Annotated in this window: 10 protein-coding genes; 2 read left to right on the forward strand and 8 right to left on the reverse strand. The window is 44.3% G+C overall.

The annotated features are described in order from the left end of the window. Positions 1-3: 3 nt before the first annotated feature. The 3 genes from IGJ12_RS13520 to IGJ12_RS13530 are packed head-to-tail and all read right to left on the reverse strand — an operon-like array spanning position 4 to position 3,663. Positions 4-1,752, reverse strand: coding sequence for an ABC transporter substrate-binding protein (locus tag IGJ12_RS13520; protein ID WP_005234070.1), 1,749 nt, complete (start codon positions 1,750-1,752; stop codon positions 4-6). A 21-nt stretch (positions 1,753-1,773) separates the two neighbouring features. Beyond that, entirely contained in the window at positions 1,774-2,706 is a 933-nt protein-coding gene (locus IGJ12_RS13525; protein WP_005234069.1) for a carbohydrate ABC transporter permease, read from the reverse strand. Positions 2,707-2,721: 15 nt separating this feature from the next. Beyond that, positions 2,722-3,663 carry an ABC transporter permease gene (locus tag IGJ12_RS13530; protein ID WP_005228459.1) on the reverse strand — a complete coding sequence of 314 codons (942 nt, stop codon included), beginning with the start codon at positions 3,661-3,663 and terminating at the stop codon, positions 2,722-2,724. Between the two features lie 234 nt (positions 3,664-3,897). Here IGJ12_RS13530 and IGJ12_RS13535 point away from each other — a divergent pair, with 234 nt between their 5' ends. After that, complete coding sequence (locus IGJ12_RS13535; RefSeq protein ID WP_005234068.1) at positions 3,898-4,503, forward strand: YesL family protein; 606 nt, start codon at positions 3,898-3,900, stop codon at positions 4,501-4,503. Next, positions 4,500-6,296 carry a sensor histidine kinase gene (locus tag IGJ12_RS13540; protein ID WP_086316535.1) on the forward strand — a complete coding sequence of 599 codons (1,797 nt, stop codon included), beginning with the start codon at positions 4,500-4,502 and terminating at the stop codon, positions 6,294-6,296. The genes IGJ12_RS13535 and IGJ12_RS13540 overlap by 4 nt, the downstream gene beginning before the upstream one ends. A 57-nt stretch (positions 6,297-6,353) precedes the next feature. On the opposite strand, the gene IGJ12_RS13545 is transcribed toward IGJ12_RS13540, so the two are convergent. The 5 genes from IGJ12_RS13545 to IGJ12_RS13565 all read right to left on the reverse strand — a co-directional run bounded on the left by IGJ12_RS13545 (position 6,354) and on the right by IGJ12_RS13565 (position 14,034). After that, positions 6,354-7,817 carry a family 43 glycosylhydrolase gene (locus IGJ12_RS13545; RefSeq protein WP_430619122.1) on the reverse strand — a complete coding sequence of 488 codons (1,464 nt, stop codon included), beginning with the start codon at positions 7,815-7,817 and terminating at the stop codon, positions 6,354-6,356. Further along, complete coding sequence (yicI, locus tag IGJ12_RS13550) at positions 7,818-10,088, reverse strand: alpha-xylosidase (RefSeq protein ID WP_430619123.1); 2,271 nt, start codon at positions 10,086-10,088, stop codon at positions 7,818-7,820. Beyond that, positions 10,085-10,984, reverse strand: a complete 900-nt coding sequence (locus tag IGJ12_RS13555; RefSeq protein ID WP_086316537.1) for an ROK family protein — start codon at positions 10,982-10,984, stop codon at positions 10,085-10,087. Before IGJ12_RS13555 ends, yicI begins: the two co-directional genes overlap by 4 nt. 137 nt (positions 10,985-11,121) lie before the next feature. Then, complete coding sequence (locus tag IGJ12_RS13560; protein WP_005234063.1) at positions 11,122-12,531, reverse strand: response regulator; 1,410 nt, start codon at positions 12,529-12,531, stop codon at positions 11,122-11,124. 36 nt (positions 12,532-12,567) lie between these two features. Then, positions 12,568-14,034, reverse strand: a complete 1,467-nt coding sequence (locus tag IGJ12_RS13565; protein WP_008380598.1) for a glycoside hydrolase family 1 protein — start codon at positions 14,032-14,034, stop codon at positions 12,568-12,570. Positions 14,035-14,038: the final 4 nt, after the last annotated feature.

Consider the following 14,038-nt stretch of genomic DNA (forward strand, 5'->3'; position numbering starts at 1 on the left):
TGATTAGTCCCCAAATTCTTTCGCTACTTCTACCCGTTTTTCGTTTTGATCTTTCGCATTATTCATGTCAAATTCTAGCACTGTTTGATAGCCTAAGCCGTCTGCTGTTTCTTGCATTTCTTTTAGCAATTGGTCAAATTCTGCTTCATCTTTGGCAAAAACCATTCGCCAAGAGTACTCGATGATTGTCGCTTTGGCTTGGTTCCGCAACGTAGAGATCTCTGAACTATCTTCTGGCGCTACATAGCTGGCACCAGGGGCAACTAACAATTGGTCGTTCTCCTCTAAATAGCCAATGGTCGATTCTGCACCACCCATATTTTTTGACCAATCTTCTTTTACAGGATCGGTTGTTTCATTTTGATAGCTTTCCCACATCGTATAAGCATATGGGAAGCCGGTATCAGGATTGATATCGATCGGTAATACCGTATTGACGTTTAGCGCGGATACACCATCTTTGTAACTTCCGCCACCATATTCTTCTGGCACATCCCCATCGCCATCTAGCAACGCTTGTTTCCCAAACTCAGTTAAGACAGGCTCGCCATCTTTCATTTCCCAAGTTAAGCCTTCAGGGCCACTACTACCGCTTGTTTGAGAAGAATTTGCTAACACGCCTTCTGAAGAGTAGAGCCAGTCAATAAAGGCTGCGATTCGCTCTGGGTCTTCGGCATTTGAACCGATCCCGATAAATTGTTTGCCACCGTAAACTTCCGCACCATAAGAGAAGATTTTTTGGTCTTGAATCGGTGCCAACATAAAGCCTTTTCCTTCATTCAAGTTCGTAGTCGTATTAAAAGCCGCTTGACCTAACCAAGGCCACCATGAGAATAAGACTTGTCCTTCTTGGAATTTGGCAAAAAGTGTATCGTAATTTTGCGTCGTTGATTCTGGATCCACTAAGCCCATTTGATTGGCTTGGAAATAAAACTTAAGTGCGCGAATATATTCAGAATCACTATCGAGAATGCTTTGATAATCAGAACCATCCGCTTTTGCCAAGACAAAACCTGATTCATCGTACCCATAGTAGGTGACCAGCTGTTTGCCTGCATTCATCATGTTGCCGTCCCAATCGCTGAATAGAGAAAACCCATAAACTTTTTTCCCAGAATCTGTTGTTGGATTGTCTTCTTGCATTTTTTGAATCACAGGAAGCAGGTCTTCCAATGTACCGATTTCTGGATATCCTTGATCCCCATAAAGATCCCAACGCACATAAGCACCAAATGTAGGATCTAATCCTTCTGAAGGATCGGTGGCTTTTAATGTAGAAACGGAAGTTGGAAAGCCATATAGACCATCGGCATCTTTGTTTAGATTTTGAACAGCCGCATCGAAGCGCTGAACATTTTCCATAGTTTCATAATACTCGCTCGCATCGGTCAACAAACCAGCTTCAACCAATTCGTTGTATTGTTGGCCATTATCAACAATGATCAAATCGCCCAAATCACCTGCTGCCGTCCTCGTTTGATAAAGAGTGTCTCCGTTTCCAGCAACGTTTGGTGCGATGATGTTCAATTCCATATTGAATTTATCCCGCACGATTTTGGCAAACCAACCTTCTTGCATCCCCATATAGTTGGCTAGCCCATTATAGACATCGATCGTGATCGTTTCATCGTAGCCACTTTCGCTGGAAGCAGCGTCTGTGTCAGAGTCAGCCGCTCCTCCACAGCCGGCTAAACTACCTAGCAATGTCATGCCTAACAAACCTGTTGTTACATATTTCGACATTTTTTTCATTTTCTTCCCTCTTTCTTTTTATTAACCTTTCACCGCACCCAACATAATTCCTTTGACAAAATATTTCTGGAAAAGCGGATAAATAAACATGATTGGTAAAACAACAATGACTGAAACGGTCATGCGAATCGAAGTCGGTGTCTGCGTTGTTGCAGCTGAAGCGATACTGGAAAGTGATCCCGATGTATTTTTGACCATTTGTGCCAACGAATTGGCTTGATTGATATACGTATAAAGAAGGTATTGCAAGGAGTAGAGACTTTGATCCGTAATGTAAATCAGTGTATCTTGGAAAGAATTCCATTGACCAACTGCCGAGAAGATCGCGACTGTTGCTAAAATCGGCGTACAGTTGGGTAAAATTACCCGAAAGAATACTTGAATGATGCCAGCTCCATCCATTTCAGCTGCTTCTTGCAACGATTTGGGGATTGACTCAATATAGGTTTTCACTAAGATGATGTTAAAAGGCTGAACGACAGCCGGCAAAATATAGACCCAAAAATTATTCGTTAAACCTAATGTCTTCATCGTGATGAATAATGGAATCAGCCCTGCATTGAAATACATTGTAATCACGACAAAGCGATACCAAAATTTTCGTTTCCACATTTTTTCTTGGGTAAACATAAAGCCTAAGAAGGCTGAAGCTAAGACGGTTGCTGCTGTTCCGATCACCGTTCTAGCCACCGAAACGGTTGCGGCTAATGGCAACCCTTTTAGTTGTAACACTTGACTGTAGTTTTCAAAATGGATCTCTTGTGGAAAAAAGCGAATTTGTCCTAACGCACTCAACTCATTATTACTGATTGAATTAATAATCAAGTAATAAAAAGGATACGCACAAATCAACGTAATCAGAAAGAAAAAGGTATAATTGAGGATACTAAACGTCAGGTTTTCACGTTTGGGTACTTTTTTCGCCTTTTTCTTTTCACTAATCGATAGTTCCATAGATATCCTCCTCTCCTAAATAATGGAAGTCCCCCGAATTTTTTTCGAAGCAATATTGACGATGGCTAACAAGGCAACAGAAATGACACTTTTTAGCATACTGATCGCGGTAGCCAGAGATAGACTATTTCCACCCATCCCTAAATTGTAGACATACAAATCGAGGACTTGGATCGTATTTCGATTGAATGCATTTTGGAAAACAAAGTACTGATCCATCCCGTTGTTCAACAAGTTGGCGATAGACAGCATCAGCATCACAAGGAACGTCGGCATCAAGGCAGGCAGTGTGATATGACGCATCAGGTGGAAACGATTCGCCCCATCGATTCGTGCCGATTCATACAATTCGGGGTCAATTCCTGAAATGCCTGCAAGATACATGATGGCACCCCAGCCCAAGCCTTTCCAAATATTCCAAAGACACATCATAAGCCACGTATGATTGCCGCTATCCAAAAATTTGACTGGATCTGTAACGAAGCCCCATTCTTGCAGCAACGTGTTTACCAGCCCTGTTGAAGAAAACAAGCTAAAGGCGATCGTATACACCAAAACCCAACTGATAAAATTCGGCAGCGTGGTCAGCGTTTGGACCAAGTTTTTAAACCATTTGCACTTGATTTCGTTCAATAAAATGGCGAAGCCTACTGGTAGGATCGAAGTGGCGATCCCTAAAAAACTCATGGCAAAGGTGTTTTTCATTACTTGTACGATCTGATCCACTTGTGTTGGACTAGAGACAAGAAGTCGAAACCATTTGAAGCCTACAAACTCGCTGCGCGCTAAACCTAATGCTGGTTTGTAATCATAAAGTGAATAAATCCATCCGTGCAAAGGAAAATAAGAGAACAAAAACACGAGAATCAGAAAGGGAACGATACATAAAAACAAAATCTTCCCTTCTCGTGTCACCCGCTTATTTTTTCTTGGGACACTGCTTAGTTTACTTTCCATTTTCCTCCCCCTTTTTTGTAACCGCTTTTACATTTTTAATACTAGCACCTGAAATCTCATTTGCCACCTGTTAAAAATAGAGGTCAATCCGTACATTTTAGACTTTATTTTTCTTTTATTTATAAAGAATGCTGATACATCAAGGTTTCAGATAAAAGACACCTAAATGGTAAGGCTTTCAAAATTTGTTTTTTGCGAGTACTATAGGAATATATCAATTTTGGAGGGATAAAAATGAAGTACAATCCTGATGGTCAACTGTACAAAATAACCACCGTTTTTTCACAATTCACATTGTTAAATTTACTATATATCATTAGCTGTTTGCCAATTATTACGATTGGAGCTGCGACAGCTGCCCTTTATGAAGTGACGATTCGTTATGCGGATGAAGAGCGTGGTGAATTGATCGTGGGCTATGTCCGAGCGCTACGAGCAAACTTTATGAAAGCCACCGGTAGTTTTCTCCTTCTTGGATTGCCCATGGTAGCACTACTGTATAGTAGCTTGTTTTGGTTTTCCTCAAAAACCATTCTTGCCAGTATTTTTGCCTTCGTTCTAATTGTTACAGCTATTTATCTGTTTATTGTGTTAGTCTATTGCCTCGCGTTAATTGGACGTTATGAAAACAGCTTTAGGCAAACATTAAAAAACGCGTTTCTGTTACCGATTGCGGACCCTATCCGTTCGTTAGCCCTCGCGCTTATTCCTATCGCTGCGTTTTGTTTTGTTGTTTTATTTCCATTGTTTAAATTCCTCTTGTTGATTTTTGGTTTTTCTTTCGTTATTTATTGTAGTTCGTTCCTGTTGCTTTCTATCTTTCGTAATCAACAAGCATGAAAAAAATCAGTCATCTCTCACTTTTTCGTCGTCTGAGTCAGTTTTCCATTCGGCGACAATTATTCATTCTTTATCTGCCTGTTGTTTTTTTATCCACAGTGACTATAGGTCTCTTATTAGTCTACGATTCAACCAAACAGCTGACAGGCAATTACCAACACTTGGCAGAGTTGAATGCTCAGCGTGTCAAATCTGTTCTTTTTGATACAACAAACACGCTGACCAACACGGCGAGTTCCTTATCAAACGATACTCATCTACGTCAGCTTTTAACTGCCAATTACCTTGACGACCAAGAAGCGATCGTGGACATCAATAGCTATGATCAGCTAGATGAGATCAGAAATCTTCAAACCTCGATTGCGAAATTAACTATCTATACGACGAATCAAACCATTCCGAACTATAAATATTTTCAACAGGCAGATGACACAATTCAAGCGACCGCCTGGTACCAACGAGCCCTCAAGCAACCCGATGCTTTTTTGATGACGATGCCAGAGGATTACAAAGCAAATCGTTTGAGTCTTTATAAAACGTTGCCTTTGCCTTTATCAAAAGAAACTGCCGTTTTGGAGATCCAAGTCGATTATAATTATCTCAGCAACCGACTTCGTAATTCATCCTATGAATTGGAATTACAGTTAAATGATGATGTCATCTTTTATAGCGACAAAATCAATCAAGTCGGTGAACCGGGACAGCTTACGACTCTTTCTGAGCCGCAAACGAGTGCTGCCTTTTTAAAAGATGATGGTACCAAGGTGATGCTCACCAAAAGCACCTTACCCATGAGTAACAAAGAAGACATCATCACAATTTATAGTGCGGATACAAATGCCTATAGCAATCTACGCGCCAATCTGATCCGTTGGAGCACGATCGTTTTGGTGATTTTGATCACTACTTTCATCATCGTCTTTCTGTTTGCTCGATTCTTTACCAAACGAATTTCTCAACTGCAGCAGGCGGTCTACTTTGCCTCGATCGAGGATTATGATTTCTTTCAAAATATTAGTGGCGAAGACGAAATTTCTCAGATCTCTCTTGATTTCCATAAGATCATTCAACGAATCAAGAAAAAAGAAGAAGAGATCTACCGTTCGCGTCTGGCGCAGCAAGAGCTGTTGACTCAACAACAGCAAATGGAATTTAATATCTTAGCGGGGCAGATCAATCCCCACTTTTTGTTCAACACGTTAGAAACGATTCGCATGATGGCGCTGACTTCCGGCAATTCTGACGTCGTTTACGCCATCAAATTACTGGCAAAATCGATGCGCTATACGCTAGAAGCCCACGGAACCAAGCGAACGAGTTTAGAAGAGTCCTTAGATGCCGTTCACGTATATGTCAAGATCCAGCGGATGCGCTTTGGCGATCGAGTCAACTTTTCCTATTCAGTCTCCAATGAGATCGACCAAAAAGAAGTCCAAATATTGCCCCTCCTGATTCAACCATTGGTGGAAAACGCCATCTCCCATGGCTTGGAAGGCATCACCTATCCAGGGTTTGTCCGTTTGACGATCACCAAAGACGGCCATGATCTGGTGATCGTGGTACAAGACAACGGCAGCGGGATACCGCCAGAAAAACTCGAAGGCTTGCAGCAAAAAATCAAGACGCCCTCCACCCATGCCAAAAAGAACATTGGGCTAGCCAACGTCAATCATCGGGTCAAAATGTTTTATGGACCTGAATACGGCTTGACGATCGAGAGTGTGCTGGGTAGCGGCACACAAGTCATCTTGCGCATCCATGATCTAAGCCAAGATTCATTTTCTCTTCACTAAAACAGTAAAGCCCCCTTCGATTCCTGTTTCAGAAATCGAAAGGGGGCTTTTGATTGATTAGAAATCCCGCACACGAACGGTTTGTTGTGGTGAAGAAGCACTGGCGTAACAGCCCACCATGATCCCAGTAAAGACACCACCGACTTCAGTGGTCAGATATTTTGTTTCTCCACTGCCTAAAAGCTGTGCTTGTCCTTGTTCATCAAGAACAGAAAAACGATAGGTTTCTTTATCGGCGCTCAGCTGCAAGGTGACCATATCTGCTGCATAAGGCAGTTTCTTTTCCACTTTCCATAAGGAACCGATTTGTCGGCGGAAAACTAGCTGCTGACTGGACGCCGTTTTTTCTAGGTATCCCTCATAGTGATGGGTGGCATTTAAGAAAACCGTCAATCCTGCTTGTCCATCCGTTAGTTGCCGACAATCAAAGGTTGCCTGAAATTGTTGCTCAAAGGCGGTTTGCCGTTGGAACACTGCGGCGAGTTTGCCTTGATCAGATAGACCCGTCTGATTAGGATGCAGCAAGAAGCCATGCGGCTCTTCTTCAATCAACGTCGGGTCCCATTCGAATAAAGTCACGTAATCAGGCTTGCTGCTCTTCTTTTGTGTTTCCTTTGGTGCCGCCGCTGTGTCTACCTGAATGATTTCTGGCAAGTGACCTTCCTCGCCAAACACCGGCCATGGGTTTGACCAGTCCACCGGTAGCAGGCATGTTTCCCGACCTAGCAAATGCCTCAAAGGATAGCTGATGGGGCGTACTGCCAGACAAACTGCCCACCAATTGCCTTGGGTATCTTGCACGAGGTCCGCATGCCCTGCAGCTTGCAGCGGCAGATTCGTACTACGATTGGTCATCACTGGATTGTTGGGGCATGCTTCATAGGGTCCCGTCAAGGAACGGCTGCAGGCCATGGTCAGCATATGACCATAGGACGTTCCGCCTTCGGAGATCAACAGGTAGTAATAGCCGTCTTTTTTATACAAGTGGGGGCCTTCTGGATCAGCCGCTCCGCTGCCAGTCCAAATGTTTTGGCGCGGGCCTAATTCTCCAGAAGCCAAATCGATCGTCCGCAGATAGATCTCCTTATGGGTGCCTAAGTAATAGGTCTGCCCATCGTCATCTGCGAAAATCGTCGGGTCGATCCCAGGAGTGTCCAACCAAATCGGGGCAGACCATTCACCGGCGATGTCATCTGTCCAGATCAGAAAGTTGCCTTCTCTTCCTTCGTTTGCCCCAACGTTGGTACAAACGAGGTAAAAGCGGTCCTTGATAAAACGCAAGGTTGGGGCATACAGACCAAAAGCATTGGGATTTTCCGTCGATAACTGCAGCTGCTCAGGTCGCGAAAGTCCATGACCAATCAGCTGCCAGTCTGCCAAGTTTTTACTGTGATAAATTGGTAATCCAGGAAAATATTCAAAAGTACTCGTCACCAGATAAAAGTCTTCACCGACACGGCAAATACTGGGATCTGGATGGAATCCAGGTAAAATTGGATTCGTGATGGTTCGCATCGGCATCTAGAACTCCTTTATCGTGGTTTGGTCAGCCGTCAGCTTATGGCTCGTTTTTCCAGCAGTCGTGTGAATCTGCAAGGATGCTTGCTGGATCCCTGTCAGCTTGACGATCAGTTCTTGATCGACTCTTTCAACAGCCACCTCGCCAATCCACTCACCGTGGTGATCATAGATAGCCGCAGCGGTCTTGTCTTGCGGATCAAAGAGATGGATCGTTGGATGTTCGGCATAGTCATAGACTGCTTTGGTTTGTTCAAGGCCTTCGATAATCAGTTGATTGGGTCGGACTAACAGTGGCAAGTGGAAATAATCATAGGTTTCTTGGTACCAACGTCCGCCCTCGTAAGCTTTGCCAGATAAATAGTCGATCCAATGCCCCTTCGTCTTCGGTACGTAAAAGGAGACCGTTCCTTGATCATTAAAAATGGGCGCAACTAAAAGGTGTTCCCCCAGCATGTATTGGCGATCCAAATGATGGGTCATCTCGTCTTCAGGAAACTCTAAGACCATCGCCCGCATCATCGGAATCCCCGTTTGGGCGGTTAGCACCGATTGAGCTTGCAAGTAAGGCATCAAGGACAATTTTAACTTGGTAAAGGCTTTGGCTACCGCCACGGCTTCGTCGTCATAAACCCAAGGCACTTTGTATTCCCAGCTGCCATGGTAACGGCTATGGGAAGACAGCAGACCAAATTGTGTCCAGCGCTTGTAAAGGTCTGGGGTTGAGCCAGCTTCAAACCCTGAGATATCGTGGCTCCAATATCCAAAGCCGCCTAACCCAAAGGACAGACCTGCCCGCAGTGACTCTGCCATTGATGGATAATCTGAGGTACTGTCGCCACCCCAGTGTACAGGCAAGCGTTGCGAACCAACCGAAGCTGCCCGCGCAAAAACGATGGCTTCTTCTGCTCCCTTGACTTCTTTCAGCAAGTCAAAGACGACTTTATTGTATAGGTAGGCGTAATAATTGTGCATTTTTTCTGGATCAGAGCCGTCATAGTACACCGCATCGGTGGGAATCCGTTCACCAAAATCCGTTTTGAAGCAATCCACACCCATGTCTAATAAGGCACGCAGCTTGCTATTGTACCAAGCGACCGCTTCAGGGTTGGTGAAGTCGACGATCGCCAAACCTGCTTGCCATTTGTCCCATTGCCAGACATCTCCATTGGCGCGTTTCAAAAAGTAGCCATTGGCCATCCCTTCGTCAAACAAGGGTGATTTTTGCCCAATGTACGGATTGATCCAGACACAGATTTTCAATCCTTTGGCTTTCAAGCGCTGCAGCATTTTTTCCGGTTCTGGGAAAGTTCGTTCGTCCCACGTGAAGTTGCACCACTCGTATTCCTTCATCCATAAGCAGTCAAAATGAAAGACCTCAAGGGGAATCTCACGTTCTGCCATACCGTCTACAAAAGATGTTACGGTTTGTTCATCATAATCCGTCAAGAACGAGGTACTTAGCCACAACCCAAAGGACCACGCAGGTGGCAGCGACGGTTTCCCCGTCAAATCAGTGTAGCGCTGGATCACTTGTTTTAACTCATCACCGGCGATCACAAAGTACTGCAGCGTTTGTCCTGGATTGCTGAATTGAACACGAGAAACTTTTTCACTCCCCACTTCAAATTGCACCCGGTCGGGTGAATTGACAAAGACGCCATACCCTTTATTACTTACATAAAACGGAATATTTTTGTAAGCTTGCTCCGTACCAGTGCCCCCGTCGGCATTCCAGATATCAACACTTTGGCCGTTCTTCACGAAATTTGTAAAGCGTTCCCCTAAACCATAAATCGTTTCTCCCACATCCAGGGTCAACTGTTCGCTGATATGGGTATTTGCTTGCGGATCAATCACTAAGGCTTTGCTGCGAGGTTTGCTTTGGGTAATCAGCTGTTCTTTGTAATAAAACGAAGCTGTCACATTTTCCTCTTTGCTGATCACGACTTGCAAGTCTCCCGAGCGAAAAACATACGATTGCTCATCTTCTGAAATATCAGGAGTGATCTCTTCTGTCATCAATTCAAAGTTGGGGGCTTTGGCTTGGACCCCTTTATAATTGTAGAGGGTGATCCCAATGATATTGGTTCTAGGGGTAGTAACTTCCATCGTTAACAATCCGCCATCCAGTGTTGCCCCTTTATGCCCGACATAGCTATAAGGCAGATATAAGACCAATTTGTTTTCTTCTTTACGGGCATCGTAGACATGCACCGCAAATTTCACATCAAATCCTTCACGAAATAACCAACCGCCATCTGAAAATTTCATTTTTTTCCTCCTTGTTGGATCAATGTCAACGCCCCTAACAGACCAGAATCATTATAGTAACGACAAGTCTCTATCGGCACTTGGAAATCCGGCCAATGGGGGTTCTCATTGATTGCTTGTTTGATTATAGCTAATAGATCAGGGTTTTGGCTGATGCCGCCGCCGATCAGTATTTTTTCGGGATTCATCGTGACAGCTAGGTTGTAAATCGCAAGTGCGACATAACGTGCCCACTGTTTCAGAATCTCTTGCGTTTCAGGATCACTCGACCGCTGCTGCATGATGGTTTCGCCTAAAATCTCCTCTGATTCAGGAATCGCTTTTGCCCGTCGATAGGCATCAATCAGTCCTCTCGTTGAAGCTAGGTCATGGAGGGTCGCAAAAGAAGATGCTTGAAAATCAGTGATCATCATTCCGAATTCTCCTGCCCGAAACCCATTTCCGTGAATCAACTGGCGCTGATGAACGAGCGCGCCACCAATACCGGTGCCTAATGTGATCATGACAAAATCTTGTACGTCAGTAGCATTGCCGGTCGAGAGTTCTGCTAAAGCAGCACATTTCGCATCATTTTCGATCCAGATCGGATAAGACTTGGTTAAACGCTGCTGTAGCTCTTGTACGACAGCACAGCCGTGTAAAGGAGCCAACGCCCCCGCCATGATCGCTCGGCCATTGACTGAATCAATGAAACCAGGAAAACTCAGCCCGATCCCTTCGATAACATGCGCTTGCTCGACTTCTTGTATTTTGGCAGCTAAGGCAGCAAAAAGTTCATCCCGCGTATTACTCGGGGTTTTGATTTTGCCTCGGTCCAGCCATTGATTCTTCTCGGTAAAAACCCCGAATTTGATATAGGTCCCGCCTACATCAAAGCACAGGCGTACATCTGTCATTTCTCCTCCTCCGTTCAAAAAGCGCTTACAGTTTCATTTAAATTATATAAAAGAAAAAAAAGAAAGCCTACCAAGCAATTTAGTCATCGTTACCCTAAAAAATAGATGTCCGTAGAAAATCACGGACATCTTTGTGGTTATTCATTTTTCCGAAACTCATTCGGTGAAACCCGATGGTATTGTTTGAACTTTTTATAGAAATAATCAACATTGCTGTAGCCCACCAATTCAGCAACTTCGTAGACCATTAGATTGGAATGACGTAAGATTTCCACCGCTTTTTCCATTCGTACTTCATCCAAGAACGCCAAATAATTTTTACCGGTTTCTTTGCGAAACTTCTTGCCTAGATAGGCACTATTGTAATTGAAACGTTCCCCGATTTTTTTCAAGGTCAAATCTTCTTGATAATGCTTTTTTGTGTATTGGATCAATTCTGCAATGATATCGATTTGGTTCAAACTGCTGGCGACTGTTGCTTGCAAGTCTGCTAGTTTTTCGGTGATCACCTCTTGTAGCATCGGAAACGTTTGGGCGAGAAAAATCTGCTGATGCACTTCGTCTGTCGACCATTCGATCGCTAATGCTACTTTTTCACTGATTTGATGCTGCAGCCATTCGATGTCGCCATTGACTTGCCATTTGATCTCTTCTTCCAATGCCAATAAATGATAAAAGGTTTGATAATAGCGGAATAACGGCTGTTCCAACGGATCGTTTGCCAAAATCGCTTTTACTAATTCTTCACGCAAATCGCTTCGTTCTTCTGCTTCTTGGGTCGTATCCAAAACATGGTGAGAAATGACTTGATTGGGAAATAAGAAAATCAATTTACTTAATGTCTGGATATCGATCATCAATGGCTTCAAGTTCTCTTGCGCCGCAAACCATCGGGAGATCAAGATCTCTTGATGAGCCATTTTTTTGCGGCACCACGCATCGATCGCCTCGTCGGGAAAGCGTTCCTCGTTTAACAAAACCAAATACCGATGATGCCGATGGATCAAGGTGATGACTTGCGCCACTTGCTCCTGTAATTTCTCAACCAGCTTTTGGGCATCTGCCTCCTCGGAAAGTCGCAATAGCTTGATGGCTTGTGCGTCTTTGATCCCCGTTTGATCCCCGCCAAACAATTTCTCCATCAACTGACTCTTCTGATTTTTCTGCTGATCGGTCTTGGCTTTTTGATCGATTTTCGTCAAAATACCGATCAGCTCTTCTTCATCAACTGGTTTCAGCAAATAGGTCACAGCGCCCAGTTGCAAAGCTTGCTTGGCATAGTCAAAATCTGAGTAGCCGGACAAAATAATGGCAAAAAACAAAAGCCCTTCCTCCGATGCTGCTTGCACCATCTCAAGACCATTTTTTCCCGGCATACGGATATCAGCGATCACAACGTCTGGCTTCAATTCGCGGATCATTGCCAAGCCAGCTTCGCCGTTTTCCGCCGACCCGACGATTTGATACCCCAGACGTTCCCAATCGATGATCAGAGGCAGTCCATTTCGGATCGATGCTTCATCATCAACGATCAACACTTTACGCATTTTCCAACCTCCATTTTCAGCTACTCCTTCGTTACATCATGTTTCACTTGTCAAACTTGCCCCATTGGTGCGAATCACCTCTTGATACCAATAAAAACTATCCTTCGGGATGCGCGCCAACTGACGTTCGTTTTGATTGTCGCGATCGACATAAACAAACCCATAGCGTTTTTGGTATCCATTCAACCAACTTAGTAGATCTGTAAAGGACCAAGCACAATAGCCGATCAGCTCAACCCCATCCGTGATGGCCTTTTGCAGTTCCACCAGATGTTCCTGCAAATAGGTAATGCGGTATGGATCATGGATCTGTTTGTCTTCTGTCAATTGATCGATGGCGCCTAACCCATTTTCAGTAATAAAAATCGGCAAGTCATAATTGGCCTGGATACGTCGCAAGGCCACACGGAAACCAACGGGATCGATCTCCCAACCCCAATCTGTTTTTTTCAAGTGGGGATTTTCCGCCGTCGCAAACATGGTTTCTTCTGGTGAGAACTCGCCAGCTGCCGCTTGCATCAAATACGGATCGACTTTAGAAAATTCTTTCTTTTCAGCTGACTGCTTCTGCAAATTGTTTTGTTGGGCCGTTCCACCGTGATAGTAATTGATCCCTAAGAAATCAGGTTTTGCCTGTTTTAATAGTGCTTGATCTTCTGGAGTGACTTCAGGAGCCAGACCGACTTTGGCTAATTGCTTGTAGACAAATTTCGGGTATTCGCCTTTGCAATAGACATCTAAAAACCACGCGTTGTTGAAGGCTTCGCCATTTTCTGCAGCCAGCACATCTTCTGGGTCACAGCTAAAAGGATACATCGGTCCATAGCCAAAACTTGGACCAATCTTGCCCTGTGGAACCAGCTCATGGAACAAATTAATTGCCTTTGCATTGGCAAGGTTGATGATATGATTGGCTGCATACATCCGTTTTAAGTCCTTCAAGCCCGGTGGATGTGCCGCCCAACGGTACCCAAGAGAAGTGAAGACATTTTGTTCATTCATGGTGACCCAATAGGTGACTTTCTTTCCTAAGCGTTCAAAAAGGATTCGGCAATACCGTTCAAATGCCGCTGCTGTTTCTCGTCCCTCCCATCCTTGGTATTTGTCTTGCAAAGCCTGAGGAAGATCCCAATGATACAGCGTCAAAATCGGTTCTACTCCTTGCCGAAGCAATTCGTCCACCAGCTTTTCGTAAAACGCCACACCAGCTTCATTGACCGCACCTTCGCCATCAGGCACGATTCGCGACCACGCCACGCTGAAGCGATAGGCTTTCAAGCCCATTTGCTTCATCAAGGCAACATCTTCTTTGTATCGATGGTAGTGATCGATCGCCACTTTGCCGTTGGTTTCCTCAAAGGTATTGCCGGGAATTTGGGCATAGGTATCCCAAATCGACGGACCTTTGCCGTCTTCTGCCCATGCACCTTCAATTTGATAGGCCGCCGAAGCCGCCCCCCATAAGAAGTTTTCTGGGAAAGGATCTAAGTTTGTGTGAAACATCAAG

This window comes from Enterococcus sp. DIV0802b (genome assembly GCF_050543535.1).
GTDB classification, from domain to species: Bacteria; Bacillota; Bacilli; order Lactobacillales; family Enterococcaceae; genus Enterococcus_D; species Enterococcus_D entomosocium.

Excerpts from the sequence above, each read along its gene's own strand:
- IGJ12_RS13520 (WP_005234070.1), bottom strand. The coding sequence starts at position 1,752 with ATGAAAAAAATGTCGAAATATGTAACAACAGGTTTGTTAGGCATGACA.
- IGJ12_RS13525 (WP_005234069.1), bottom strand. The coding sequence starts at position 2,706 with ATGGAACTATCGATTAGTGAAAAGAAAAAGGCGAAAAAAGTACCCAAA.
- IGJ12_RS13530 (WP_005228459.1), bottom strand. The coding sequence starts at position 3,663 with ATGGAAAGTAAACTAAGCAGTGTCCCAAGAAAAAATAAGCGGGTGACA.
- IGJ12_RS13535 (WP_005234068.1), top strand. The coding sequence starts at position 3,898 with ATGAAGTACAATCCTGATGGTCAACTGTACAAAATAACCACCGTTTTT.
- IGJ12_RS13540 (WP_086316535.1), top strand. The coding sequence starts at position 4,500 with ATGAAAAAAATCAGTCATCTCTCACTTTTTCGTCGTCTGAGTCAGTTT.
- IGJ12_RS13545 (WP_430619122.1), bottom strand. The coding sequence starts at position 7,817 with ATGCCGATGCGAACCATCACGAATCCAATTTTACCTGGATTCCATCCA.
- yicI (WP_430619123.1), bottom strand. The coding sequence starts at position 10,088 with ATGAAATTTTCAGATGGCGGTTGGTTATTTCGTGAAGGATTTGATGTG.
- IGJ12_RS13555 (WP_086316537.1), bottom strand. The coding sequence starts at position 10,984 with ATGACAGATGTACGCCTGTGCTTTGATGTAGGCGGGACCTATATCAAA.
- IGJ12_RS13560 (WP_005234063.1), bottom strand. The coding sequence starts at position 12,531 with ATGCGTAAAGTGTTGATCGTTGATGATGAAGCATCGATCCGAAATGGA.
- IGJ12_RS13565 (WP_008380598.1), bottom strand. The coding sequence starts at position 14,034 with ATGTTTCACACAAACTTAGATCCTTTCCCAGAAAACTTCTTATGGGGG.